The sequence below is a fragment of the Streptomyces sp. NPDC005402 genome, assembly GCF_040606575.1.
GTDB lineage: Bacteria > Actinomycetota > Actinomycetes > Streptomycetales > Streptomycetaceae > Streptomyces.
The window spans coordinates 20,680-44,973 of the sequence record NZ_JBEXFB010000033.1; the positions used below are offsets into that span (position 1 = coordinate 20,680).

Genomic DNA, 24,294 nt, shown 5'->3' on the forward strand with positions numbered 1-24,294 from the left:
GATCCGCGCCCAACTGGCGCTGGACGAACGGTTGGACAGCCGGCTTGGGACACACCCGCACGGCCCGCCAGTGCCTGCCCAGCCACTACAACGGGAGTTCCGCACCGGCCCGTCGAACCGACGACGCTCTCCCCCACGCCGTCCTCAGCGGCGCGGGTGCGGCGGCCACCGGTCTCGGCCTCGAATTCGCCGCACTCTCCGCGTACCGATGATCGCCCCCCGTCCCCGGCCCTCCCGTCCCCCCGCCGCGGAATCAACCGCGCCCGCCCGCTGTTGCCGACCACAACAGTCCTCGCACCCATCACAAGGAGCCGAGCGTGTACGGCGACGCAGCAATTGTCCGCAGAATCCTCACCGAGCTCGGCGACACGTGGGCGATCGTGGGCCTCTCGTCGAATCAGGGACGCGCGGCCTATCGGGTCGCCGAAGTGCTCCAGCGCCACGGCAAGCGGATCGTGCCGGTTCACCCCAAGGCGGAGACCGTGCACGGCGAGAAGGGGTACGCCTCCCTCGCGGACATCCCCTTCGACGTGGACGTGGTCGACGTCTTCGTGAACAGCGACCTGGCAGGGGCGGTCGCCGACGAGGCCGTGGCCAAGGGCGCGAAGGCGGTGTGGTTCCAGCTCGACGTCATCGACGAGCCCGCCTACGACCGCACCCGCGCCGCCGGCCTCGACATGGTGATGGACAAGTGCCCGGCGATCGAGATCCCCCGTATTTCCTGAAACGCTCGCAAGGAATTCCCCGCAGGAAAGTCAAATTACCGACCGCCACCTTCAACCCAAATACGGTCCATCCGTAATCTGAGGCCTCTTGTACATCGAAAGTATGTATTCCGTGAGAGGCCCCTTAATTTATGGTAAGCGTCGATTCAGCACCTGCGACAAAGGGGACCCCGGGCGGCGGCCTAAGGCGTGACGTCGGGCTGATCGGACTCATGTGGGCCTCGGTGGGGTCCATCATCGGCTCCGGCTGGCTCTACGGCGCGGAAAAGGCGGTCGTCACGGCCGGCCCCGCGGCGATCATCTCGTGGATCATCGGCGCGGTCGCCATCGTCCTGCTGGCCCTGGTGCACGCCGAACTGGGCGGCATGTTCCCGGTGGCGGGCGGTACGGCACGCTATCCGCACTACGCGTTCGGCGGCCTGGCCGGAATGTCCTTCGGCTGGTTCTCCTGGCTCCAGGCGGCGACCGTGGCACCGATCGAGGTCGAGGCCATGATCGGGTACGCCGGGCACTGGAGCTGGGCGAAGGGCTTGCAGCACGCCGACGGCACGCTCACCGCCGGTGGTCTCGCGGTCGCCGTGTTCCTCATGGCCGTCTTCGTCGCCGTCAACTTCTTCGGCGTCCGGGTGCTCGCGTTCACCAACAGCGCGGCGACCTGGTGGAAGATCGGGGTGCCGCTCGTCGCCATCTTCGTCATCGCGGTCGGCAACTTCCATCCGGGCAACTTCACTTCGGAGGGCTTCGCGCCGTTCGGCGCCAAGGGCGTGCTGAGCGCGATCAGTTCCAGCGGCATCATCTTCGCGCTGCTGGGCTTCGAGCAGGCGATCCAGCTCGCCGGCGAGAGCCGTGACCCGAAGCGGGACCTGCCCCGGGCGACCCTCGGCTCGGTCGCGATCGGCGCCGTCATCTACGTCCTGCTCCAGCTGGTGTTCATCGTCGCCCTCCCGCACTCCGCGTTCGCCCACGGCTGGGCCAAGCTGAACTTCGAGGGCATCAGCGGACCCTGGGCCGGCCTCGCGACCGTGGTCGGCCTCGGCTGGCTGAGCTGGGTGCTGTATCTCGACGCGGTGATCTCCCCCGGTGGCACCGGCTTGATCTACACGACCGCGACCTCCCGCGTCTCCTTCGGTCTGGCCAAGAACGGCTACGCGCCGAAGGTGTTCGCCCGCACCGACGGGCGGGGCGTGCCGTGGTTCGGCCTGATCATGTCCTTCGTGACGGGCGTGGTCTGCTTCCTGCCCTTCCCCAGCTGGCAGGAACTGGTCGGCTTCATCACCTCGGCAAGCGTCCTCATGTACGCCGGCGCGCCCCTCGCGTACGGCGTGTTCGCCGAGCGGCTGCCGCACCTGGAGCGCCCGTACCGGCTCCCCGCCGGCAAGGTGATCGCCCCGCTGTCCTTCGTGGTGGCCAACCTGATCATCTACTGGGCGGGTTGGGACACCCTGTGGCGGCTCGGGGTGGCCATCGTCCTCGGCTACCTGCTGCTCGGCGGGTACGCCTGGTACGCGGTGAGCGCCGGCCTGCCCGACGCGCCCCGGCTCGACTGGAAGGCCGCCCAGTGGCTGCCGGTCTATCTGCTCGGTCTCGGCCTGATCTCCTGGCAGGGCGGTTTCGGCGGCCAGGGACACCTGGGCCTGTGGTGGGACATGCTGGTCGTCACCGCCTTCTCCCTGGTGATCTACTACTGGGCGAAGGCGACCGCCTCCCGTCCCGAGGACATCGAGCGGAGTATCGACGAGGTCGTTGTCACGGAGGCTCCCGCGCACTGAGGAAGCGGTCCGGACGGGGCGCCTCCGCGTGTGGAGGCGCCCCGGCACCGCTCCCACCCTCCGCGGGGCACCGACATAATGTTCGGGTGACCTCCGCCTCCCGCCCCGACTCGGGTGCCCCAGAGCGCTGTTCGGTCGTCATCGTCGGCGCCGGGCCCGCCGGACTCACCGTCGGCAACATCCTGCGGGCCGCGGGTGTCGACTGCCTCGTCCTGGAGGTGGAGACCCGCGCGTTCATCGAGCGGCGGCCCCGCGCGGGCGTGATCGAGGAGTGGGCCGTACGGGGACTGCAGGACCGCGGTCTCGCCGACACCCTCCTGGAGCGGGCCCAGTTGCACACCGAGTGCGAGTTCCGCTTCGCCGGCGAGCGCTTTCGTTTCGCCTACGGCGAGCTGACGGGACAGCACCACTTCGTCTACCCCCAGCCCCTGCTGGTCACGGACCTGGTCCGCGAGTACGCCGACGCGAGGGGCGGCGAGATCCGCTTCGGCGTCCGGGACGTCCGGCTGCACGACCTGGAGACGCCCCGGCCGTCCGTGTCGTACACCGATGCCGACTCGGGCGAACGGCGCCTGGTGCGGTGCGAGTTCGTGGCGGGCTGCGACGGGGCCCGCGGGGTGACCCGCACCGTCCTTCCCGAGACCACCACCATCGCCCGGCACGACTACGGCATCGGCTGGCTGGCCCTGCTCGCAGAGGCACCGCCGTCCTCCGACAGCGTCCTGTTCGGCATCCACCCGAACGGCTTCGCCGGGCACATGGCCCGCAGCCCCGAGGTCACCCGCTACTACCTGGAATGCCCGCCCGGCGACGACCCCGGGAACTGGTCCGACGACCGCGTCTGGGCCGAACTCCAGCAGCGCCTGGCCGCGGACGGCACCCCGCCGCTCACCGAGGGCCGACTGATCGAGAAGCGCGTCCTCGACATGCACAACTACGTGGTCGAGCCCATGACGTACGGCCGGCTCTTCCTCGCGGGGGACTCCGCCCACCTCACCGCCCCGATAGCGGCGAAGGGCATGAACCTCGCCCTGCACGACGCCTTCCTGCTCGGCGACGCGCTCGTCGCCTACCTCGGCAAGGGCGAGGGCAGCGGCCTCGACGGCTACTCGGAGGCCTGTCTGCGCCGCGTGTGGGACTACCAGGAGTTCTCCCAGTGGCTCTCCGAGGTCTACCACGGCACCTCGTCGGGCGACGAGTACCGCGCGGGCACCACGTTCGCCCGCCTCCGCCGCCTGTTCACCTCACCTGCCGCCGCCGCGACCTTCGCGGAGCAGTACCTCGGTACGTCGGCCGCGTACTGACCTTTCACGTACTGGTCCTCAGTCGTGCACCGGCCGGTCGCTGAGCCGGTGGTCGGCCACGTTCAGGGCCTCGTCGACGAGCCGTCGCAGATGGCCGTCGCGCAGGGTGTAGATCACCCGGCGCCCTTCCTTCCGGGTGTTCACGAGCCCGGCCAGCCGGAGCCGCGCCAGGTGCTGGCTGACCGCCGGCCGGGCCGCTCCGCACGCCTCCGTGAGAGTAGTGACGTCGGCCTCTCCTCCGGTCAGGGCGTGCAGCAGGGTGAGGCGGGTGCGGTCGCCGAGCAGGGCGAGGATCTCGGCGGCGAGGGCGAACTGTTCCTCGCCGGGGGTGCGCGGGTGCGCATCGTGCGCAGTTGATAGGTGCATGCGTGCGCTCATACGCACATAATGGTGCCGCGGGTGCGATACGTCCACCACCGCGCGCATCGGAAGGGGCACCACGTGAGCAACCACGAGCACGGTCACGGCCATGACCATCCGCACGAGCACGAGCACCAGCACGAGCACGGGCACGGGCACGGGCGCCACGGCTTCCGTCACCGCCTGGCGCACGTCCTCACCCCCCACTCCCACGAGACCGCCGACAAGCTCGACTCCGCCCTGGAGTCCTCCGCCCGCGGCATGCGCGCCCTGTGGGTCTCGCTGGCGGTGCTGGGTGTCACGGCGCTGATGCAGGCGGTCGTCGTGGCCGTGTCCGGGTCCGTCGCACTGCTCGGCGACACGGTGCACAACGCCGCCGACGCGCTGACCGCCGTACCGCTGGGCATCGCCTTCGTGCTGGGCCGGCGCGCGGCCACCCGGCGTTTCACGTACGGCTACGGCCGTGCCGAGGATCTCGCGGGCATCGTGATCGTGCTGACGATCGCCGCGAGCGCGGCCTTCGCGGGGTGGGCGGCGATCGACCGGCTGCTCGATCCGCGTCCCGTGGCGCACGTTGCCGCGGTCGCCGCGGCCGCGTTGGTGGGCTTCGCGGGCAACGAGTGGGTGGCCCGGTACCGCATCAGGGTGGGACGGGACATCGGATCGGCCGCACTGGTCGCGGACGGACTGCACGCCCGCACCGACGGGTTCACCTCACTGGCCGTGCTCGTCGGCGCCGGCGGCTCGGCCCTGGGCTGGCAACTCGCCGACCCGATCGTGGGGTTGGCCATCACGGCCGCGATCACGCTGGTCCTGCGGGACGCGGCGCGCGAGGTGTTCCGGCGTGTGCTCGACGCCGTCGACCCGGACCTCGTGGACCGGGCCGAGGGCGCGCTGCGGGAGGTCGAAGGGGTGCGCGAGGTGGGCGAGTTGCGGCTGCGCTGGATCGGGCACCGGCTGCGCGCGGAGGTGGCGGTCGTGGTGGACGGCGAGATGACGGTACGTCAGTCGCACATGGTCGCCGTGGAGGCCGAGCACGCTCTGCTGCACGCGGTGCCCCGCCTCACGGCGGCCCTGGTGCACGCCGATCCGGCCCCGGTCCCGGGCGAGGCGGACCCGCATCACGCCCTTGCCCACCACACTCCGGTCTGAGGTGACGCCGCGGCCCGCGGTCAGGACACTGCGGCCCGGTCAGGCGACGCCGAGCCCCTCCAGCACCACCGCTCCCGGCAGTTCCGCGAACGCCTTGCCGGGCACCAGCAGCTTCCCCCGTCGCCGCCCGCTGCCGACCAGGACGTACGGCAGGTCGAGCACGGCCGAGTCGACCAGCACCGGCCAGTCGGCGGGAAGTCCGAGCGGGGTGATGCCGCCGTACTCCATGCCGGTCTCCCCCGTCGCCGTGTCCATCGAGGCGAACGAGGCCTTCCGGGCGCCGAGTTGGCGGCGGACGACCCCGTTGACGTCGACCCGGGTGGTGGACAGCACCACGCACGCGGCGAGAGTGGTCTCGCCACCGCGCTTGCCGGCCACCACCACACAGTTCGCCGACTGCTCAAGGAGCTCTTGGCCGTAGTGCTGCACGAACACCGCGGTGTCGGCCCACTGCGGGTCGGTGTCGACGTACACGATCTGCTCGGCGGGGACGCTGCCGCTCCAGTGGCGTACGGCGTCGGCGACCGGGCGGGTCAGCTCGTCGAGGGCGGCGGGGGCCGGGGCGGCGTGGTCGAAGTGTCCGATGGGTGCGTCCATGGCGGCACGCTAACAGCCGCTCAGGACACCCCCGGCACCGAGACGGCCATGACCATCTCCATCGGTACCGTGCCCTGATTGCCGTACGTGTGCGGCGTGTTCGCCTCGAAGGAGGCGCTCGCGCCCGCGGGGACCCGGTGCTCCACCCCGTCGACGGTGAGGGTGAGCTCGCCGGCCGTGACGTGCACGAGCTCGACCGTGCCCGGGGGGTGCGGGTCCGACGGGCTGCTCTCGCCCGGCATCAGCCGCCAGTCCCACATCTCCAGCGGGCCCGGGGCCTCGGCGCCCGCGAGGAGCCGGTTGTAGCTGCCCGCGTCGGTGTGCCACAGCCGTACGGCCTGCTCGGCGGGGACGATCCGCACCTTCGGTCCCTGCTCGTAGTCGAGGAGCGTGGTGATGCTGATCCCGAGGGCGTCGCCGATCTTCACGACCGTGCCGAGGCTGGGATTGGTCCGGGCCTGTTCGATCTGGATCAGCATGCCGCGACTCACTCCGGCCCGGGCGGCGAGGGTGTCCAGGGTGAAGCCGCGCTCGGTCCGCCAGCGCTTGACGTTGCGCGCGAGGGACTGGGTCAGCAGGTCGAGGTCCGACACGTCACGTCCAATATTCTGTATGACACAGTGCAGCTGAATGAACTACGGTGGGGTGCACCCGATCGTTCACCGAACTGTACTGCGAGGCAAGCCGTGACAGCATTCTTCGCCCTGGCCACCAGCCTGTTGTGGGGCCTGGCCGACTTCGGCGGCGGGATGCTGACCCGGCGGCTCCCGGCGCTCACGGTCGTGGTGGTCTCGCAGGGGATCGCGGCGGGAGTCCTCGGCGCGATCGTGGTGGCGACGGGCGGCTGGAGCGAGGCGGGTCCTCGGCTGTGGTTCGCGGTCGCCGCGGGGCTGGCCGGACCGGTCGCCCTGATCTGCTTCTACAAGGCGCTCGCGCTGGGCCCGATGGGAGTCGTCTCCCCGCTGGGCACGCTGAGCGTGGCGGTCCCGGTCGGTGTCGGCCTTCTCCTCGGCGAGCGTCCCGGCCTGGTGCAGGTCGCGGGCATCACGGTGGCCGTCACCGGAGTGATCCTGGCGGGCGGCCCCCAGCTGCGCGGAGCCCCGGTCCAGCGGCAGGCGATCGTCCTCACCCTGATCGCGGCGCTCGGCTTCGGCACGGTGTTCGTCCTGATCGCGGAGGCGTCCACGACCGTCACCGGCCTGTTTCTCGCCCTGTTCGTACAGCGCCTGGTCAACGTGGCGGTGGGCGGCGCGGCCCTGTACGTCTCGGTGAAACGGGGCACGCCCGCGCTCCCGACGTCCGGCTTCCCCTGGCCGTCCCTCCCCGCGCTCGCCTTCATCGGCCTCGCGGACGTGGCGGCGAACGGCACGTACTCGGTAGCCGCCCAGCACGGCCCGGTCACGGTGGCCGCCGTCCTCGCCTCGCTCTACCCCGTGGTCACCGCCCTGGCCGCCCGCGGCTTCCTCAGCGAACGCCTCCGCGCGCTCCAGGCGGCCGGCGCGGGCCTGGCCCTGCTCGGCACCCTGCTCCTCGCAACGGGCTGACCGCTCCATGGGCTCGGCGACCCTACGGTCCGGACGGCCCCCGCTCCGCTCACGACGGTCGCCCCGGCAGGCTCGTCCCCGGCCGCGCAGCGCGCCTCAGTCCAGTCCGGCAAGTCGCGTCGCCGCGTCCTGGTCCAGTTCGGCGAGTTTCGCCACCGTCTCCTCGTCCAGGTCGGCCAGCGCGTTGAGCTGTTCCGCCGTGGCTCCTTCGGGTATCGGCACCGGTGCCGGGGTCCTGAGCGGCGGCTGCCAGCCGTCCTCGGCGGTCCAGCGGCGTACGACCCGGGCCGGAGCCCCCGCCACCACGGCGTGGTCCGGCACCACGCCCCGGACCACGGCCCCGGCCGCGACCACGACGTTCCGTCCGATCCTCGCCCCCGGCAGGATCACCGCCCCCGTCCCGACCCAGCACCCCGGCCCGATCTCCACCGGCTCCATCCGCGGCCACTGCTTGCCGATGGGCTCGTGGGGATCGTCGTAGGAGTGATTGGTGGACGTCACGTAGACGTACGGGCCGAAGTAGCAGTCGCTGCCGATGGTGACCGTGGTGTCGGCGATGACGTGACTGCCGCGCCCCAGCACGACCCCGTCGCCGATGCGCAGGATCGGCTCCGGGCCGAGGTCCAGGTCGGGCATCAGGCCGGCGGTCAGGGTGACCTGCTCGCCGACGATGCAGTGGGAGCCCAGGTGGATCCACGGTTCACCGAAGACCGTGCCGAGCGGGAAGGCCAGCCGGGTGTGCGCCCCCAGCGCGCCGAAGCGGAAGCGCCCGGGGCGCTCGGCGGTGACGGAGCCCGTGCGCTGCACCCAGGCCCAGCCCGCGTGCACGGCACGCTGGACGAGACGGCCCCGCCAGGATGAGAACGTGTTCTTGCTCTTCGGCACGAGCTCACCGTACTGAGCGCACGGCGCCCAGATGGGACGACGGGCTTGTGATCTTCGCCCCACCGGGTGGCGTACGGTTCGGGATATCACGAACCAGGAGGCGAAATGGCGCACAAGGCGTTGATCACGGGCATCGGCGGAAGGGAACCGAAGATCGACGGGGAGGCCTTCGTGGCGCCCAACGCGTCGGTGATCGGAGACGTGACGCTTCAGGCGGGGGCGAGTCTCTGGTACGGCGCGGTGGCCCGCGGCGATGTAGAACGCATCTCAGTCGGCGCCCACAGCAATATCCAGGACAACTGCACGCTGCACGCCGACCCCGGCTTCCCCGTGACGATCGGAGAGCGGGTGTCCGTAGGGCACAACGCGGTCGTGCACGGCGCGACGGTCGAGGACGACTGCCTGATCGGCATGGGCGCGACGGTGCTGAACGGCGCGGTGATCGGCGCGGGTTCCCTGGTGGCGGCCCAGGCACTGGTCCCGCAGGGCATGCAGGTCCCGCCCGGTTCGCTGGTGGCGGGCGTACCGGCGAAGGTGCGGCGGGAGCTGACGGAGGAGGAGCGTCAGGGGGTCACCCTGAACGGGACGCTCTACGCGGACCTGGCCAAGGCCCACAACGAGGTGCACGAGAAGCCGTGAAGCAGTGAGGGCGTGGAGCCATGAGGCTCAGTCGGCGGCCGGGACGGTCTCCGGCTCGGCCGCCTGAAGCTGCGCCGTCGCCTTCTTCGCCTTGCGCTTGAGCACCAGCATCGAGGTCAGCCCGATCAGCACGGCCAGCACGAGCCCGAGCCACGAGAACTTCTTCAGCCAGGACTCCGCGACGATCCCGACGTAGTAGATGACCGCCGTCGTACCGCCCGCCCAGATGATCCCGCCCAGCACGTTGGCGATCAGGAACTTCCAGTACGGCATTCGCAGAACACCGGCGAGCGGCCCGGCGAAGATCCGCAGCAGGGCGACGAAGCGGCCGAAGAACACCGCCCACATGCCCCACTTCTCGAAGGACCGCTCCGCCGTGGCGACATGGCCCTCGCTGAAGTGCCTCGGGAACTTGTTGCCCAGCCAGGTGAGCAAGGGACGGCCACCCTTGCGTCCGATCGCGTAGCCGATGGAGTCACCGACGACCGCCCCGACGCTGGCGCACGCGCCGAGCACCACGGGGTTGATCCCCGCGTGCTGCGAGGACAGCAGCGCCGCCGAGACCAGGATGATCTCGCCGGGCAGCGGAATGCCCAGGCTTTCCAGACCGATGACCAGGCCCACCAGGGCGTAGACGGCGGCCGGGGGCACGGTGTCGAGCCATTCCTGGACGTGCAACGCCGGTTCCTCCCAAGTCGCGCTTCCGGCGCGCGCCATCTACCGACGCACGCCGGAGCAGCCTACCGGGTCACGAGAACCGGCGTCCGGAGCACAGGTTCACCCGCCGCCGCCCCGCCCCACGCCGGCACCGAGTACGTCAAGGGCCGAGGTGCCCAGCGCCGTCACCGATGTCGCGGTGTCCACGACCGCGCCCACCGCCGCCCCGGCCTGCTGGACCGGCACGGCCGGGAGGGCCGGAGTCACCGGCTGCGCGTCGTCGTGGTCGACCTGGGCCACCCGGGTCCCGTACTGCTCGGGCGGGGTTTTCTGCTGGTCCGAGGGATGACCGGGACTCCGGTCGGGGTGGGCGTCGGATTCGGAAGGCGGGGCCAGATCGGGCCTGAGCGGATCCTCGCCCGGCCCCCCGGAGGGCCGGCCCGACTCCGTGTCCGGCGGCGACTGCGTGCCCTGCTGGGCCGGCGCGCTCTGGTCGGCGTACTCCAGCAGCCAGCGCTGCCCCTTCGAGCCGTTGCGCCCGGTGACGACGACGCTCTCGCCCTTGCCGGGCGCGACCAGGAGCCCCTTGCCGCGGCGCAGCAGCAGTTCGCCGCGCACGGTGAGGTCGTAACGGACCTCTCCTGTGCCGGTCAGGCAGTCGGCGACCACCACCGACCGCTTCTCGGTGTCCGAGTCGAGGCAGAGTCGGGGGTCGGCCGCGCTGCGCAGCAGTCCGTCCTCCTGGTACGTCCACTGCTGGGACCCGGCGGAGGAGCACTCCGCCAGCACGGCCTTCGTACCGTCGATGGTCTGCCCGTCGTGGGTGTCGAGACACAGGCCGGCGTCGGCGCTGCGGAGTCTGCCGTGTGCGACCTCGACGGGGTTGCTCATGGAGGCCGTGGACGGCGACCCCGCGTGCTGGGAGACCCCCGACGGGCTCGGCCGTACGGCGTTGCCGCTCACCGCGCCCCAGGTCGCGCCGGGCGTGGAAACACCCCCGTCGTCGGACCAGCCCTTGGTGACCAGCACCGTTGCGAGCAGGGCCAGGGAGGTCAGACCGGCGCCCACGAGAACGGCCCGGGCGCTCTTGCGCGGCTGGGCGAGGAGGCCTGCCGGAACCGGACGGTGGCGCCCGCCGGGCTTGCTACGGGCCGCGCCGGGCGAAGCCGGGGCCGGACGCTCGGCGGCACGCGCGGGCCGTGAGTCGAGATAGCGGTGGGCGCCCCAGCCGAGCACCGTCTCGGCGAGCAGCACCTCGAGTCCGCCCTCGAAATGGCTGAGCTGTTCGGCGGCGTGACGACAGTACCGGCATTCCGTCAGATGTTTGCGGACATCGGGCAGAAGGTCTCCGCCCCGACGAATCGGGACATCCAGGAGACGATTGTAGAAACGGCATTCACTGGTGGGCGCGAGTTCCCGGTGGGCACGGACAAGGCCGGTACGGAATTGCTCGCGCGCCTGCTCCAGGGCGACCGCCGCACGGGACGCGTCCACACCCAGCAGACCGGCCGGTACGGATATGGGTTCGGACTCTGCCTCGGCATGCCACAGCAGGCATTGGGAAGCCCCGGGAAGGGCTCGGAATGCACGCTCGGCGAGCAGTCGCCTTTCGGGGGTGACGGACCTCGCCGCGCGCAGACCACGGCCACCGATCGTCTTGCGAAGTTCCGGCAGAACGGCGGAGACTTCGTCGTCCGCGGCCCAATCCTTGACGAACTCCCTCACCGCAACAAGAAGTTGGGGACGCAGTGCACCGTCACCCGCCCGGCCGAGTACGCGGTGAAATGCCGCTGCGGCCGCCATCGAGGCCGAACCGGACCAGGAGGCGAGACAGATGACCGCGTATTCGTAGGTCGCCTGCCAGTGTCGCGCCATCAGCAACGCCACGGCATGACCGTCCACGCTGTTCTCACCCAGCCTGGCCAGGAGATTGCGGTCGGACTCCGCCGCACTCGATCCGGGACGTGGCGGGTAAGGGGGTCGTGGGGGGTAAGCGGATTGCACGGGACCAATTCCTTCCAAGCCGCAGGACCGCATGGAATATGCGCGTCCTCGGAAAGCAGGCGCCTGATTGGTGCATACCTATGTCGCGTCAGGTGCGACCCGGCCTTCAGGGGGGCGCTCACCTTCGCACAATTGATGTACAGCAAACAAGAAGGTGGAGTGACCCATGTTCAAAAAGAGGCGAGTTCAGAAATGTTACCGGCGGTATCCGCACCCGCATTCGAAATTAAGCGGGATGCGGGCGTCCCGTTGTGTCCGGGGCTTGATGCCTGGCACACAAAATCTCCCGCGCCGGGCCGGGTCCACAGCTGGCTCCCAGGCTTCTCCCGGCGTGCTCTCAACACCGTGACGCAGCCTGATCCGCATGATCGTCCCCCACACGACCGGCACCACTACCCCCACCCGCACGGTCCGCAAGGCGGTCGTCCCGGCCGCCGGGCTCGGCACCCGGTTCCTGCCGGCGACCAAGGCGACGCCCAAGGAGATGCTCCCGGTGGTCGACAAGCCGGCCATCCAGTACGTCGTCGAGGAGGCCGCCGCGGCCGGCCTCGACGACGTCCTGATGGTCACCGGCCGCCACAAGCGGGCCATCGAGGACCACTTCGACAACGCCTTCGAGCTGGAACAGGCCCTCGCGGCCAAGGGCGACGCGGTACGGCTCGACGCCGTGCGCGATCCCGCGCGCCTGGCCGGCATCCACCACATCCGTCAGGGCGAGCCGCTCGGTCTCGGCCACGCGGTGCTCTGCGCCCGCCGCCACGTCGGCGACCAGCCCTTCGCCGTCCTCCTCGGCGACGACCTGATCGACCCGCGCGAGACCCTGCTCAGCACGATGCTCGACGTCCGCGACCGGTACGCCGGCAGCGTGGTCGCCCTCATGGAGGTGCCGCGCGAACAGATCCACCTCTACGGCTGCGCGGCGGTGGAGCCGACCGAGGAGAAGGGCGTGGTCCATGTGACCGGCCTCGTGGAGAAGCCCTCCCCCGAAACCGCCCCCAGCGCCTACGCGGTCATCGGCCGCTACGTCCTCGACCCCGCGGTCTTCGACGTCCTGGACCGCACCCCGCCGGGCCGTGGAGGGGAGATCCAACTCACCGACGCGCTCCAGGAACTGGCAGCGGGCGGAACGGTCCACGGGGTGGTCTTCGACGGCCTGCGCTACGACACCGGCGACAAGGCGGACTATCCGCGCACCGTGGTCCGCCTGGCCTGCGCCCGCCCCGACCTGGGCCCGGAGTTCACCGACCGGCTCAAGGGGTTCGTGGCGGAGCTGGAGAGCGGCGAGCGGGTTGGCGGGGGACGGCGCCGTGCGGCGTGATGGTCAGCGCACTCGCACGCGAGGCCCCCCATGCCGGCATCGCCGGCCACGCCGGCCGCCGGGAGCCACGCTCAGCCGTTGGGCCGCAGTGTCCACACCACCGTCATCTCACCGGTGACCGCCCCGTCCCCGCGGCGGATCTCGATCGTGACCGGGAACTCGGGGCGCTCCCCGGCGTCGAGCTGGGCCACGACCTCGGCGGCCGGGCGGCCCAGGGTCGCCGTGGCGGTCACCGGGCCCATCGCGAGCTTGCGGTAGGCGATCTCCGCGTTGACGGCGAGCGGTACCGCGCGCGAGAGCTGGTCTCCGAACGCGGCCAGGACGACCGCCCCGCTGGCCGACTCACCGAGCGTGAACATCGCCCCGGCGTGCGGCCCGCCCACATGGTTGTGGAACTCGCCCTGGTCGGGCAGGGCGACCACGACCTTCTCCGGTCCGGTTTCCAGGAACTCGAGGTTCAGGGTCCGAACCATGGGCACGGTGGCGGCGAGCATCTCGCCGACGGACATCTGGTCTGCGCTCATACCCGGGAGGTTACCCACGAGTAGATCGCGCTGACCAGGCCCTGCACCAGTGATCGGCGTCTCCTTGACGCAGACGGACACGCAAACGGAGACGCAAACGGAGACGCAGCGCAGACACAGCCGACGCCGGCGAGCGCACCCCGGATCCGGCCTGCAAAACGTTTGGCAAGGCCGCACCCGGGCGGCGATAGTCGGCCGGTGACCCCCTCCGCCGACTTCTCCCGCGCCCGCAGACCCGCCTGGGCGAGCCGCAACTACGGCCTGCTGACCGCCGCCGCGTTCGTGACCAACCTCGGCAGCAACGGCGCCCTGATCGCCGCCGCGTTCGCCGTGCTGGAGGCGGGCGGCGACAGCGGTGACGTGGGCCTGGTGGCCGCCGCCCGCACCCTCCCCCTGGTGGTGTTCCTGCTGATCGGCGGCGCGGTGGCGGACCGGCTGCCCCGGCACCGCGTGATGGTCGCGGCCAACACCCTCAACTGCCTCTCGCAGGGCGCGTTCGCCCTCCTCGTCCTGACCGGCGAGCCCCGGTTGTGGCAGATGATGCTGCTGACCGCGCTCGGCGGAACGGGCCACGCGTTCTTCAGCCCGGCCGCCGAGGGCATGCTGCTGTCCTCGGTGAGCGGCGAACAGGCCGGCCGGGCCTTCGCGGTGTTCCGGATGGCGATGCAGGGCGCGGCGCTGGGCGGTGCCGCGCTCGGCGGTGCGCTCGTCGCCGCGGTGGGCCCCGGCTGGGTGCTCGCGGCGGACGCCGCCGCGTTCGCGGTCGCCGGTTCGCTGCGCGCCTTGCTCGACGTCGGTCACATCCCGGCCCGGGAACCGGGTGCCGGCATGCTCGCCGACCTGCGCGACGGCTGGCGGGAGGTCGCGGGCAGGCCGTGGCTGTGGGGCATCGTCGTCCAGTTCTCCGTCGCCAACGCGGTGCTGGGCGCCGCCGACGCGGTCTACGGCCCGCTCGTCGCCCGCGACGACCTGGGCGGCGCGGGCCCCTGGGGCGTGGCGCTCGGCTTCTTCGGCGCGGGCACGGTCGTCGGCGCGCTTCTCATGGTCCGCTGGAAACCGCACCGGCTGCTGTTCGTGGGCATCTTGTGCGTGTTCCCGATGGCCCTGCCGTCCGCCGCACTCGCCGTCCCGGTGCCGGTGCCCCTGCTGTGCACGGCGATGTTCGTGGCCGGCGCGACCGTCGAGGTCTTCGGCGTCTCCTGGATGACCGCCCTGCACCAGGAGATACCGGAGGACAAGCTCTCCCGGGTCTCGGCCTACGACTGGTTCGGCTCGGTCGCCCTCATGCCGCTCGCGGCGGCGCTGGCGGGTCCGGCGGAGTCGGCGTTCGGACGCGCCGCCGCCCTGTGGGGCTGCTCGGGCCTGATCGTCGCGGTCACGGCCGGGGTCCTGTGCGTACCGGACGTCCGCAATCTGCGCCGGAACACCAGGCAGGTCGCCCAGGTCGCCGCGACCGACTCAGCCGATGCCGAACGCCCCGTCGGGGGGCTCGGGTGACGCCACGGCGTCCGTGTCCCGCACCGGCCGCGCCGCACCGATGAACTTCCGCAGCCCGGCGCCGTGTTCGACCCGCGCGGGGAAGGCGTCGGCCGCCGTACGCCGGGTCAGGGTCGCCGTGTCGAGAGGCCGGCGCGCGGCGACGAGCACGGCGTTCCCGAACCGCCGCCCGCGCAGGACCCCCGGTTCGGCGATCAGGACGAGCTCCTTGAACAGCTCGGCGAAGTTGGCGAGTTGGGACCGCAGAAAGGCGAAGGGCGCCGCGTCGGCGAGGTTCGCGAGATAGACCCCGTCGCCGCGGAGCACCCGCGCGGCCTCGCGGGCGTACTCCAAGGACGTCAGATGCGCCGGAACCCGCGACCCTCCGAAGACGTCGGCGACCAGCACATCGGCGGAGTCCGCCGGGGCGTTCTCCAGCCATCCCCGCGCATCGGCCGCGTGCAACGCGATCCCCGCCCCCTCCGGAAGCGGCAGCTGCTCGACGACCAGCTCCAGCAGCGCCCGGTCGGCCTCGACGACGTCCTGCCGGGAGCCCGGCCGGGTGGCTTCCAGATACCGCGGCAACGTCAGAGCACCCCCACCGAGATGTACGACGTCCAGCGGCCGCCCCGGCTCCCCTGCGCAGTCCAGGACGTGCCCGAGCCGCCGCGCGTACTCGAACTCCAGATGCGTCGGCTCGTCCAGATCGACGTACGACTGCGGAGCCCCGTCCACGGTCAGCAACCAGGCCCGCTCCCGGTCGACATCGGGCATCAGCTTGGCGAACCCGTGATCAACGGGACGGGCTACGGGGATGGACTCGGTCACCTGCCAATTGTGCCTGGCGCAGAACGCCCCGTCAGGGGCGCGGGGAACCGCGCGACCAGCCACGACCGGCCCGCAGTCCCCCGCGTACATCAGCCACCCCTACGAAACGGCTGTCACGGTCCCCGCCCCCACGGTCCGCCCGCCCTCACGGATGGCGAACCCGAGCCCGGCCTCGAGAGGCACGTCCCGACCCAGCTCCACGGTCATGACGACCTTCTCCCCCGGCCGCGCGACGGCGACCTCACCGAGGTCGACGTCCCCCACGACATCCGCCGTACGGATGTAGAACTGCGGCCGGTACCCGGTGGAGACCGGCGTCGTACGCCCGCCCTCCCGCGCCGAGAGCACATACACCTGCGCGGTGAAGCGACGGCTCGGCACCACACTGCCGGGCGCGGCCACGACATGGCCCCGCCGGACCGCGTCCCGGGGGACACCGCGCAGCAGCAGGGCCACGTTGTCTCCCGCCTGCGCCTCGTCCATCGGCTTGCCGAAGGTCTCGACGCCGGTCACCACCGTGTCCACGTCGGCCCCGAGCACGTCGACCCGGTCGCCCACCCGCACGGTGCCCCGCTCGACCGCGCCGGTCACCACGGTCCCCCGGCCGGTGATGGTCAGCACGTTCTCGACGGGCATCAGGAACGGCGCGTCCAGATACCGCTCGGGGATGGGCACGTACGTGTCCACCGCGTCGAGCAGCGCCTCGATCGACGCCGTCCAGCGCGGGTCCCCCTCCAGGGCCTTGAGCCCCGAGACCCGTACGACGGGCACGGCGTCGCCGCCGTAGCCGTGCGCGGTGAGCAGCTCACGGACCTCCAGTTCGACGAGCTCGACCAGTTCCTCGTCGGCCGCGTCCGCCTTGTTGAGGGCGACCACCACGTGGTCCACGCCCACCTGCCGCGCGAGCAGCACGTGTTCGGCGGTCTGCGGCATGATCCCGTCGAGCGCGGAGACGACGAGGATCGCCCCGTCGAGCTGCGCGGCCCCGGTGACCATGTTCTTGACGTAGTCGGCGTGCCCCGGCATGTCCACGTGCGCGTAGTGCCGGGTGTCGGTCTCGTACTCGACGTGCGCGATGTTGATGGTGATCCCGCGCGCGGCCTCCTCCGGAGCGCGGTCGATGCGGTCGAACGGCACGAACGTGCCGCTGCCGCGCTCGGACAGGACCTTGGTGATGGCGGCGGTCAGGGTGGTCTTGCCGTGGTCGACGTGACCCATGGTGCCGATGTTCAGGTGCGGCTTGGTGCGCACGTAAGCGGTTTTGGACATGGCTGTACCTCGAAGCCTCTTCGTGTTCGCGGAAGAACGGGACCCCAAGGACTCGCCGACCCTCCCCCTGCGGGGTCCGCCGGACGATCCGGGAAGGGTCAGCTTCGGGCGCCGTCTGCGGCGGCCAGGAAGACGGGAACGGCAGCCTTCGGCGCATCCGCGACTGCGGATGCTGCGAGAGCGAAGGCGTACCGGAACATGACGCAGATCATGTCCGACGCGTCGTCCCACGTCGAACGGTTTTTTGTCGCCGCCCGCCGCGGCCCGTGCACACAACCGACGGCATCCGTACGGCGATCACACCTCCGTGTCGGTTACCGTCACTGGATGCTCGATGCCACCACCCGCTCTGGGGGCACCGCCACGGCCACTCCCCCGGCCATCGCCACGGAGTTCACTCTCCCCGTCCCCGCTCCGGTGCGTCTCAGCGCCCGCTGCACGAGAGTGCTGCTGTCGCCGTGGTTCCGGCTCTCCCTGCTCGTCGCGCTGCTCGCGGGCGCCGCGTCCACGGTCCTGCTCTTCGAGCCGCAGAGACTGCTCTCGGACGGCTGGCCGCCCCAGCTCGGCGGGTTCGCGGCTGCGGTCGTGTTCGGGGTGGCGTACGGGCTGTGCACGGTGGCGTTCGTGCCGCGGCCGCTGCTGAATCTCGCCGCGGGCGCGCTGTTCGGCTCGCAGCTCGGGCTCGCCTCCGCCCTCGCCGGCACGGTGCTCGGGGCCGGGATCGCCTTCGGTCTGGGCCGGGTGCTCGGTCAGGACGCGCTGCGGCCGCTGCTGCGGGGGCGGTGGCTGAAGGCGGCGGACGGGCAGTTGAGCCGGCACGGGTTCCGCTCGATGCTGGCGGCGCGGCTGTTTCCCGGGGTGCCGTTCGCCGCGGCGAACTACTGCGCCGCGGTCTCCCGTATGGGGTATGTCCCGTTCCTCGTCGCGACGGCGCTCGGGTCGATCCCGAACACCGCCGCGTACGTGGTCGCCGGGGCGCGCGCTTCAGCGCCCACGTCGCCGGCGTTCCTGATCGCCATGGGCGCGATCGCCCTGCCGGGATTGGCGGGGGCGGTGGTGGCGTGGCGCAAGCGGCATCAACTGCGACGCCGCTGAGCACCTGATCGGGTGTGGCCGGGCGCGCCCCGAACGGGCGCTCGTCACACCCTTTCCAGAATCATCGCGTTGGCCAGTCCTCCCGCCTCGCACATCGTCTGCAGGGCGTAACGGGCCCCGCGTTCCCGCATCGCGTGCACCAACGTCGTCGTCAGACGGGTGCCGCTGGCCCCCAGGGGGTGGCCTATCGCGATCGCGCCCCCGTGGACGTTGACCTTGGCCGGATCCGCGCCCGTCTCCTGCTGCCAGGCCAGGACCACGCTGGAGAACGCCTCGTTGACCTCGAAGAGGTCGATGTCGTCGAGGGTGAGACCTGCCCGGCGCAGGACCCGCTCCGTGGCCGGGATGACTCCGGTGAGCATGAGGACGGGGTCGGAGCCGGTGACGGCGAAGCTGTGCAGGCGGGCCAGGGGGCGCAGGCCCAGGCGTTCCGCTGTCTCGCTCGACATGATGAGGACGGCCGAGGCGCCGTCGTTGATCGGGCTGGCGTTGCCCGCCGTGACGTTCCACTCGATCTGGGGGAAGCGTTCGGCGAAGTCGGGGTCGTAGTAGGCGGGCTTGAGGCCGGCGAGGATGTCGGCGTTGCTGCCCGGGCGTACGCACTCGTCGCGCGAGACGCCCTCCAGGGGCGCCACCTCGGCGTCGAAGAGGCCCTTCTCCCAGGCCGCTGCGGCCTTCTGGTGCGAGGAGACGGCGAACGCGTCCATCTGCTCCCGGCCGATCGACCACTTGGCGGCGATGAGCTCGGCGCTGATGCCCTGCGGGACCAGGCCCTCCTTGTAGCGTGCGGCGACCCCGGGGCCGAAGGGGTCCTTGCCCTCGGGGACGTTCGACCACATCGGCACGCGGCTCATCGACTCGACCCCGCAGGCGACGACGATGTCGTACGCGCCCGCGATCACCCCCTGCGCGGCGAAGTGCACGGCCTGCTGGGAGGAACCGCACTGACGGTCCACGGTGGTCGCCGGGACCGTCTCCGGGAAGCCGGCCGACAGGGCCGCGTACCGGGTGGTGTTCATGGCCTGCTCGCCGACCTGGTCGACGGTTCCGCCGATGACGTCGTCGATGAGCGCCGGGTCGACGCCGGAGCGCTCCACGAGGGTGCGCAGGGTGTGGGCGAGGAGTTCGACGGGGTGCACGTGCGCGAGGGCGCCGTTCGGCTTGCCCTTGCCTACGGGGGTGCGTACGGCTTCGACGATGACTGCGTCACGCATGGTGCGGGCCTCCATCTGTGCGGCGACTACTGGTGAGTAGGAAATCCAAACTCACCATAACCTTGCGGGTTGGAAAATCAAACCCTTAAGTTGGAGAACCAAACTCTCACCTACACTGGGGATCATGGCCGCCACCCGAGACCCGCGCCCCTGCTCCATCGCCGACGCCCTGGCGCTCGTCGGCGAGAAGCACTCCCTGCTCGTGCTGCGGGAGGTCTGCATGGGGAACGGCCGGTTCGACCAGCTCGTGCGCAACATCGGCGCCCCGCGGGACATCCTGGCCACCCGGCTGCGCCGGCTCGTCGACGCCGGGATCCTGACCAAGCGGGTCTACAGCGAGCGACCGCAGCGCTTCGAGTACCGGCCCACTCAAGCGGGGCTCGAACTGGAACCGTTGCTGCTGACGCTCATGGCCTGGGGCGACCGGCACCTGCGCGAGGACGACGACCGGCCCATGGTCGTCGAGCACAGCTGCGGCAACGAACTGCTGCCCGTCGTCACCTGCACCGCCTGTGGGGGCATGGTCCGCCACGAGGACCTGACAGCTCACCCCCAGACCCCCGGCTGGACGGTGACCGGACCGACGGCAGCCTGACCGCCCCTGTGGCCGCGCCGTCACCGCGGGGCGTTACGCTGCCCTCGCACCCCGATCACCGCGCCCGGTGATGTGGCGCGCCCGACTCCCGTCACACGACCAGCACTTGGACGCCGTAACTTCATGTCTTGGTTCGAATCACTCATCCTCGGACTCGTCCAGGGGCTGACCGAGTTCCTTCCCGTCTCCTCCAGCGCGCATCTGCGCCTGACCGCGGCCTTCTCGGGCTGGAAGGACCCCGGGGCGGCCTTCACCGCGATCACCCAGATCGGCACCGAGGCCGCCGTGCTGATCTACTTCCGCAAGGACATCGGGCGGATCATCTCGACGTGGACCCGTTCTCTCGGGAACAAGGAACTGCGCCGCGATCACGACGCCCAGATGGGCTGGCTGGTGATCGTCGGCTCGATCCCGATCGGTGTGCTGGGGCTGTTGTTCAAGGACCAGATCGAGGGGCCGTTCCGCGATCTGCGCATCACCGCCACGATGCTGATCGTCGTCGGCATCGTCATCGGCGTCGCCGACCGCCTGGCGGCACGCGACGAGACCGGCGGGCGGCATCGCGCACCCAAGCAGCGCAAGGGACTTGAGGACCTCGGTGTCAAGGACGGCCTGATCTTCGGCCTCTGCCAGTCCATGGCCCTCGTCCCCGGCGTCTCCCGCTCCGGCGCCACCATCAGCGGCGGCCTCTTCATGGGCTACAAGCGCGAGTCCGCGGCCCGCTACTCCTTCCTCCTCGCCATCCCGGCCGTACTGGCCTCGGGACTCTTCGAGTTGAAGGACGCGCTGGAGAGCGACCACGTCTCCTGGGGCCCCACGATCTTCGCCACGGTGATCGCCTTCGTCGTCGGTTACGCCGTCATCGCGTGGTTCATGAAGTTCATCTCGACCAAGAGCTTCATGCCGTTCGTCTGGTACCGCATCGCCCTCGGTATCGCAGTGATTGTGCTGGTCAGTGTGGGTGTGTTGAGCCCCCACGCGGCGGAGTCGGCGGGCTGAACCAGGGCCGCACAGGTAGCGCTGTCTAGCATTTCCTAGCGCCTGATTGCAGCACCCCGCCATGATCATCTCCCACTCGTCTCCCACCTGGGAGGCGGGACGCACACGCCCCCTAGGGCGTGTGCGTCCGCAAAGTAGGGGATGACGCGGAAGGGCCCGCACTGCCGTGCGGGCCCTTCCGCACAGAGGGTAGAGCGGGTCAGCTGAGGTTCATGTCCAGCCCAGGCCGCGACCCTCGCCGCGAGGAAACGCACCCGCTCATCCACCGTGTCCCAGGTAGCACCGGTGAGGTTGTCCAGCGCGGCGGCCGTGAGGATGAGCCAGCCGAGGCGCGCTTCCATGTCCTCCCACGTGTGCGTCACCTCGCCTGGCTCACTGTGCGGACCCGTGCCCCGTACACCGCGATGGCGACTTCCCCCATGCCCCCGTTGATCGCGAGGACCTGGAGCTGGATGTCCCCAGCCGCCGGTGATCTCATCCGGCGCGCGGCCCTGGAGCTGGTGCTCCACCACCGCCGCGCTGTCCCCGCTCACGGCGTCCAGGGCGACCATGGCCGTCACGATGACGTCCGCGAACTCCTTCGGCACACCCCACGCGTGAGACGCCCTTCCGCGGGTTGGCGCCGAGTGCGCCGTGAAGGTGCGCTTGCCGAATACCTCCTCCATGCTGGTCAGGCGGCATGTTGATACTCGTGGAGGGTGCCGCCGAGTCGCGCTCGCCGTCGTATGTCCAGATGGGCGATCCGGTCCGGGTCCTCGATCGGAGCGGGCAGCGAGTGGAGAGGGCAGGCATTCGCAAGACCCTGGTGCGGCCGGTGCTCGTCATAGAACGCCTCGAACTCGCGCAGGGCGTGCAGGAAATGGCGCTGGTTCCAGATCAACGTACGGTCTAGCAGCTCTCGCCTGCAGGTCTGCACCCAGCGCTCCATGATCGAGTTCATGCGCGGCATCCGGACGCGCTGAGCACCACCTCGATACCCGCGTCCTTGAGCACCTCGTCGAACGGCCGTGGGAACTTCCCGTCCCGATCCCTGATCAGATAGCGAGCCCGGCAGCCGGCGTCCTCGAGGTCCATGACGAGATTCTTCGCAGCCTGGACCACCCAGGACGCGGTCGGGTGCGCGGTCGCGCCCAGGATCCGGATCCGGCGGCTCGCGTGCTCGATCACCGCGAACACGTACAAGCGGGCCCCGGACAGAGTGACGGCCTCGAAGAAATCGCACGCCAGGAGCGCGTCGGCCTGGGAGCGCAGGAAGTCCGCCCAAGTGCTGGAGGCCCGCTCGGGCGCCGGGTCGACGCCGGCCTCCTTCAAGATTTCCCAGACCGTGGATGCTGCCACCTTCACCCCGAGTACGAGCAGCTCACCGTGCAGGCGCCGATAGCCCCAACTTGGATTTTCCCTGGCCAGGCGCAGCACCAGCGCCCGGATCGAGTGCACGGTGCGGGGCCGGCCTCCGCGCTTCGGCCGGGACTGGGAAGCGTGTCGGCGGGCGATGACGTTGCGGTGCCAGCGCAGTACCGTGTCCGGCCGCACCAGCAGCCGCATCCGGCGCAGCACTTCCCGTAGCAGGCCATGGAGGAGCGACGCCAAAAACGCCCGGTCGCTCGCGTGGAACCGGACCTGCTGCCCGTTCAGCTGCCGTTCCAGAACGCCGATCTGGTGGCGCAGAGCGAGGATCTCGACATCTTTCTCCCGGTCACTCACCGGCAACAGTCGCAGCATCGCGAACGCGTTCGTCACACCCAGGTACGCCAGTCTCAGCAGCACGACCGATCATCATGCCGCGCCAACCGGCGCCACGCGATACCGGCGACTCGATGGGCCTCGGCCAACGCCCAAACCTGATCCCACCTGCGTGGACGAGGCATTCGGCAAGGGCACTATCAGCTGCCGCCGTACGCTCCCGAGCTCAACCCCGTCGAGGGCCTGTGGTCGCACCTGAAGAGGTCGCTGGCCAACCTCACCGAACACAGCCTCGACCAGCTCACCGCGCTGGTGAAGACGCGGCTGAAACGGATGCAGTATCGCCCCCGCCTCATCGAGGGCCTCATCGCCAAGACCGGTCTCGACCTCCAATCGCCGTAACGTCAGCTGTTAAAGATCTCTAGTGCTGACCGTATAGACATCTCACGATGCCAAGTCGTCAAGCTGCTGCGGCCAGTTCGGAGGGAAAGGCGATGTGTTCGCCGAACAGTTCGACTGCCTGAAGACACTGGTAGAGCTGGCCGATCATGCGGTTGAACAGGTGACGTTGGGCTGCCGCGTGCCAGTCCCCTTGCTCGCGTCGGCGCCGGTAGTGGGCATCCGCTCCGGGAGAGGACTCCCCGACCGCTCTCCAAGATCTGTGCCAGAACCCACTACTGCCGAATACCGAGCCGGGCCTTGGGTGCACGCCGTCGGCACACATACACGTAGTCGCGGTCAGCCACTACTTCGTCAGCCGCGTCACGGTCACCGCGCACACGCCCGCCGCGCCACCGAGGAACTGCTCCAGCGCCGGAACGAAGTCCCCGGACGACAGGCCGTGCAGATACAGCAGTGGCAGCACCTCGGAGCTCTTCGGCGACTTGCGGCACCAGGACGGCAGGATCTCGGAGGAGAACCGCCTGCGCTCCCCGGTCTTCTCATCGATGCGGCGGCCGTTCACCTGCGGCGCCTTCACCTCCACCTGCCCGGCGGCGGTGACCACGGTCCGCGGCTGGTGGTAGCCGTTGCGGACCACCAGCCCGACCCTCGCTGCGAACGCGGGCCTACTCGGTAACCATCACAGGATCAATGGGGAAGGTACGCTTTCCGCGTCCCTCCCAGGGCTGATCTCCGGGTCTTGAGTATTGCTCAACGACGGTTCTCTGGCCGATTCCCACAATGGTCGGGTAGGGCATCCAGAACTGGCCGCGTCAGAGGCTACAAGATCAACATAGCCTATCGCATTTCGGGTTTTAAATACATCGCGCCTTGATCACTTGATCGGCAAACAGAACGGCGCCGACTCACGTAGGTGAGTCGGCGCCGCGCCCAAGCGTCAGGTGTCGATGCGGGCGACCTTGCCGCCTGCCTTGAGGTAGAACTCGGCATCTTCGAGTGCCCCGACCGCGCTCACGACTTCGCTGAGGGTCTACTGAACAGAAGCCTCCGTGCCACGCGGCGCACGGCGAAGTGCTGGGCGCGAAGTCCAGCGTGCGGCTGATCAGCGCCCCCAGCGTGTCCTCGGCGTGGTCTTTCAGGGAGACGACGGGAAGGTTCTGAGTGTCCCCGGAAGAGCGCTTGGAGAAGCGCGCCGTGAACTCCATGCGGGCCGAGGCGGCAGCGTCCAGGCCGCAGAGAGCGGCCACTACCTCGT

General features: G+C 70.4%; 24 protein-coding genes and 3 pseudogenes. 14 read left to right on the top strand and 13 right to left on the bottom strand.

Annotation, left to right across the window (positions count from 1 at the left end):
- Window positions 1-44 precede the first annotated feature (44 nt).
- The 4 genes from ABZT02_RS40460 (at window position 45) to ABZT02_RS40475 (ending at window position 3,798) form a co-directional block, all read left to right on the top strand.
- Window positions 45-212 carry a hypothetical protein gene (locus ABZT02_RS40460; protein WP_356027165.1) on the top strand — a complete coding sequence of 56 codons (168 nt, stop codon included), beginning with the start codon at window positions 45-47 and terminating at the stop codon, window positions 210-212.
- A 105-nt stretch (window positions 213-317) separates the two neighbouring features.
- Window positions 318-725: a CoA-binding protein gene (locus ABZT02_RS40465; RefSeq protein ID WP_356027168.1), complete on the top strand. Its 408-nt coding sequence runs from the start codon at window positions 318-320 to the stop codon at window positions 723-725.
- 131 nt (window positions 726-856) lie between these two features.
- A complete protein-coding gene (locus tag ABZT02_RS40470; protein WP_356027170.1) occupies window positions 857-2,494 on the top strand; it encodes an APC family permease in 1,638 nt (545 codons plus the stop codon).
- A gap of 86 nt (window positions 2,495-2,580) precedes the next feature.
- A complete protein-coding gene (locus ABZT02_RS40475) occupies window positions 2,581-3,798 on the top strand; it encodes a 4-hydroxybenzoate 3-monooxygenase (RefSeq protein ID WP_356027172.1) in 1,218 nt (405 codons plus the stop codon).
- Window positions 3,799-3,816: 18 nt separating this feature from the next.
- On the opposite strand, the gene ABZT02_RS40480 is transcribed toward ABZT02_RS40475, so the two are convergent.
- Complete coding sequence (locus tag ABZT02_RS40480) at window positions 3,817-4,176, bottom strand: metalloregulator ArsR/SmtB family transcription factor (protein WP_352387062.1); 360 nt, start codon at window positions 4,174-4,176, stop codon at window positions 3,817-3,819.
- Between the two features lie 9 nt (window positions 4,177-4,185).
- On the opposite strand from ABZT02_RS40480, the gene ABZT02_RS40485 reads away from it, so the two are divergent.
- On the top strand, window positions 4,186-5,310 hold the full coding sequence (locus ABZT02_RS40485) for a cation diffusion facilitator family transporter (RefSeq protein WP_356027174.1): 1,125 nt from the start codon (window positions 4,186-4,188) through the stop codon (window positions 5,308-5,310).
- A 39-nt stretch (window positions 5,311-5,349) separates the two neighbouring features.
- On the opposite strand, the gene ABZT02_RS40490 is transcribed toward ABZT02_RS40485, so the two are convergent.
- Window positions 5,350-5,907 carry a YbaK/EbsC family protein gene (locus ABZT02_RS40490; RefSeq protein WP_356027176.1) on the bottom strand — a complete coding sequence of 186 codons (558 nt, stop codon included), beginning with the start codon at window positions 5,905-5,907 and terminating at the stop codon, window positions 5,350-5,352.
- A 20-nt stretch (window positions 5,908-5,927) separates the two neighbouring features.
- The gene (locus ABZT02_RS40495) at window positions 5,928-6,500 is read right to left on the bottom strand and encodes an XRE family transcriptional regulator (RefSeq protein WP_356027178.1); all 573 of its coding nucleotides are present in this window, start codon (window positions 6,498-6,500) and stop codon (window positions 5,928-5,930) included.
- Between the two features lie 93 nt (window positions 6,501-6,593).
- On the opposite strand from ABZT02_RS40495, the gene ABZT02_RS40500 reads away from it, so the two are divergent.
- Window positions 6,594-7,451 carry an EamA family transporter gene (locus ABZT02_RS40500; protein WP_356027180.1) on the top strand — a complete coding sequence of 286 codons (858 nt, stop codon included), beginning with the start codon at window positions 6,594-6,596 and terminating at the stop codon, window positions 7,449-7,451.
- A gap of 96 nt (window positions 7,452-7,547) precedes the next feature.
- Here ABZT02_RS40500 and ABZT02_RS40505 read toward each other — a convergent pair whose 3' ends face one another.
- Window positions 7,548-8,336 carry an acyltransferase gene (locus tag ABZT02_RS40505; protein ID WP_356027182.1) on the bottom strand — a complete coding sequence of 263 codons (789 nt, stop codon included), beginning with the start codon at window positions 8,334-8,336 and terminating at the stop codon, window positions 7,548-7,550.
- Window positions 8,337-8,441: 105 nt separating this feature from the next.
- On the opposite strand from ABZT02_RS40505, the gene ABZT02_RS40510 reads away from it, so the two are divergent.
- On the top strand, window positions 8,442-8,975 hold the full coding sequence (locus tag ABZT02_RS40510; protein ID WP_356027186.1) for a gamma carbonic anhydrase family protein: 534 nt from the start codon (window positions 8,442-8,444) through the stop codon (window positions 8,973-8,975).
- Between the two features lie 27 nt (window positions 8,976-9,002).
- On the opposite strand, the gene ABZT02_RS40515 is transcribed toward ABZT02_RS40510, so the two are convergent.
- Both ABZT02_RS40515 and ABZT02_RS40520 read right to left on the bottom strand, forming a co-directional pair.
- The gene (locus ABZT02_RS40515; protein ID WP_356027188.1) at window positions 9,003-9,653 is read right to left on the bottom strand and encodes a DedA family protein; all 651 of its coding nucleotides are present in this window, start codon (window positions 9,651-9,653) and stop codon (window positions 9,003-9,005) included.
- Between the two features lie 99 nt (window positions 9,654-9,752).
- Window positions 9,753-11,534 (bottom strand): ricin-type beta-trefoil lectin domain protein, encoded by a 1,782-nt coding sequence (locus ABZT02_RS40520; protein WP_356027191.1) that lies wholly within the window; start codon window positions 11,532-11,534, stop codon window positions 9,753-9,755.
- A 466-nt stretch (window positions 11,535-12,000) separates the two neighbouring features.
- Here ABZT02_RS40520 and galU point away from each other — a divergent pair, with 466 nt between their 5' ends.
- The gene (gene galU, locus ABZT02_RS40525; protein ID WP_356027193.1) at window positions 12,001-12,954 is read left to right on the top strand and encodes a UTP--glucose-1-phosphate uridylyltransferase GalU; all 954 of its coding nucleotides are present in this window, start codon (window positions 12,001-12,003) and stop codon (window positions 12,952-12,954) included.
- Between the two features lie 71 nt (window positions 12,955-13,025).
- Here the strand turns inward: galU and ABZT02_RS40530 are convergent, their stop codons facing one another.
- A complete protein-coding gene (locus tag ABZT02_RS40530; protein ID WP_356027269.1) occupies window positions 13,026-13,463 on the bottom strand; it encodes a DUF4442 domain-containing protein in 438 nt (145 codons plus the stop codon).
- 213 nt (window positions 13,464-13,676) lie between these two features.
- Here ABZT02_RS40530 and ABZT02_RS40535 point away from each other — a divergent pair, with 213 nt between their 5' ends.
- Complete coding sequence (locus ABZT02_RS40535; RefSeq protein WP_356027195.1) at window positions 13,677-14,975, top strand: MFS transporter; 1,299 nt, start codon at window positions 13,677-13,679, stop codon at window positions 14,973-14,975.
- On the opposite strand, the gene ABZT02_RS40540 is transcribed toward ABZT02_RS40535, so the two are convergent.
- A complete protein-coding gene (locus ABZT02_RS40540) occupies window positions 14,937-15,782 on the bottom strand; it encodes a fused MFS/spermidine synthase (protein WP_356027198.1) in 846 nt (281 codons plus the stop codon). The genes ABZT02_RS40535 and ABZT02_RS40540 overlap by 39 nt on opposite strands.
- Before the next feature lie 99 nt (window positions 15,783-15,881).
- Window positions 15,882-17,051: an elongation factor Tu gene (tuf, locus tag ABZT02_RS40545; RefSeq protein WP_356027201.1), complete on the bottom strand. Its 1,170-nt coding sequence runs from the start codon at window positions 17,049-17,051 to the stop codon at window positions 15,882-15,884.
- A 327-nt stretch (window positions 17,052-17,378) separates the two neighbouring features.
- Between tuf and ABZT02_RS40550 the strand changes: the two genes are divergently transcribed.
- Complete coding sequence (locus ABZT02_RS40550; RefSeq protein ID WP_356027204.1) at window positions 17,379-18,146, top strand: TVP38/TMEM64 family protein; 768 nt, start codon at window positions 17,379-17,381, stop codon at window positions 18,144-18,146.
- Between the two features lie 44 nt (window positions 18,147-18,190).
- Here the strand turns inward: ABZT02_RS40550 and ABZT02_RS40555 are convergent, their stop codons facing one another.
- Complete coding sequence (locus tag ABZT02_RS40555; protein ID WP_356027206.1) at window positions 18,191-19,360, bottom strand: thiolase family protein; 1,170 nt, start codon at window positions 19,358-19,360, stop codon at window positions 18,191-18,193.
- A gap of 124 nt (window positions 19,361-19,484) precedes the next feature.
- On the opposite strand from ABZT02_RS40555, the gene ABZT02_RS40560 reads away from it, so the two are divergent.
- From ABZT02_RS40560 to ABZT02_RS40570, 3 genes are all read left to right on the top strand, one after another.
- The gene (locus tag ABZT02_RS40560; protein ID WP_356027209.1) at window positions 19,485-19,955 is read left to right on the top strand and encodes a helix-turn-helix domain-containing protein; all 471 of its coding nucleotides are present in this window, start codon (window positions 19,485-19,487) and stop codon (window positions 19,953-19,955) included.
- A 123-nt stretch (window positions 19,956-20,078) separates the two neighbouring features.
- A complete protein-coding gene (locus ABZT02_RS40565; RefSeq protein WP_356027211.1) occupies window positions 20,079-20,954 on the top strand; it encodes an undecaprenyl-diphosphate phosphatase in 876 nt (291 codons plus the stop codon).
- Between the two features lie 468 nt (window positions 20,955-21,422).
- Complete coding sequence (locus ABZT02_RS40570) at window positions 21,423-21,554, top strand: hypothetical protein (protein WP_356027214.1); 132 nt, start codon at window positions 21,423-21,425, stop codon at window positions 21,552-21,554.
- 70 nt (window positions 21,555-21,624) lie between these two features.
- Here the strand turns inward: ABZT02_RS40570 and ABZT02_RS40575 are convergent.
- A pseudogene (locus ABZT02_RS40575) lies at window positions 21,625-22,721 on the bottom strand (integrase core domain-containing protein).
- Between the two features lie 120 nt (window positions 22,722-22,841).
- Between ABZT02_RS40575 and ABZT02_RS40580 the strand changes: the two are divergent.
- Window positions 22,842-23,039 carry a transposase gene (locus ABZT02_RS40580; RefSeq protein WP_356027271.1) on the top strand — a complete coding sequence of 66 codons (198 nt, stop codon included), beginning with the start codon at window positions 22,842-22,844 and terminating at the stop codon, window positions 23,037-23,039.
- A gap of 58 nt (window positions 23,040-23,097) precedes the next feature.
- Here ABZT02_RS40580 and ABZT02_RS40585 read toward each other — a convergent pair.
- Together ABZT02_RS40585 and ABZT02_RS40590 are read right to left on the bottom strand one after the other, a co-directional pair.
- A pseudogene (locus ABZT02_RS40585) lies at window positions 23,098-23,277 on the bottom strand (IS110 family transposase); the annotation flags it as partial.
- Between the two features lie 111 nt (window positions 23,278-23,388).
- Window positions 23,389-23,679, bottom strand: a pseudogene (locus ABZT02_RS40590) (IS256 family transposase); the annotation flags it as partial.
- Between the last annotated feature and the right edge of the window lie 615 nt (window positions 23,680-24,294).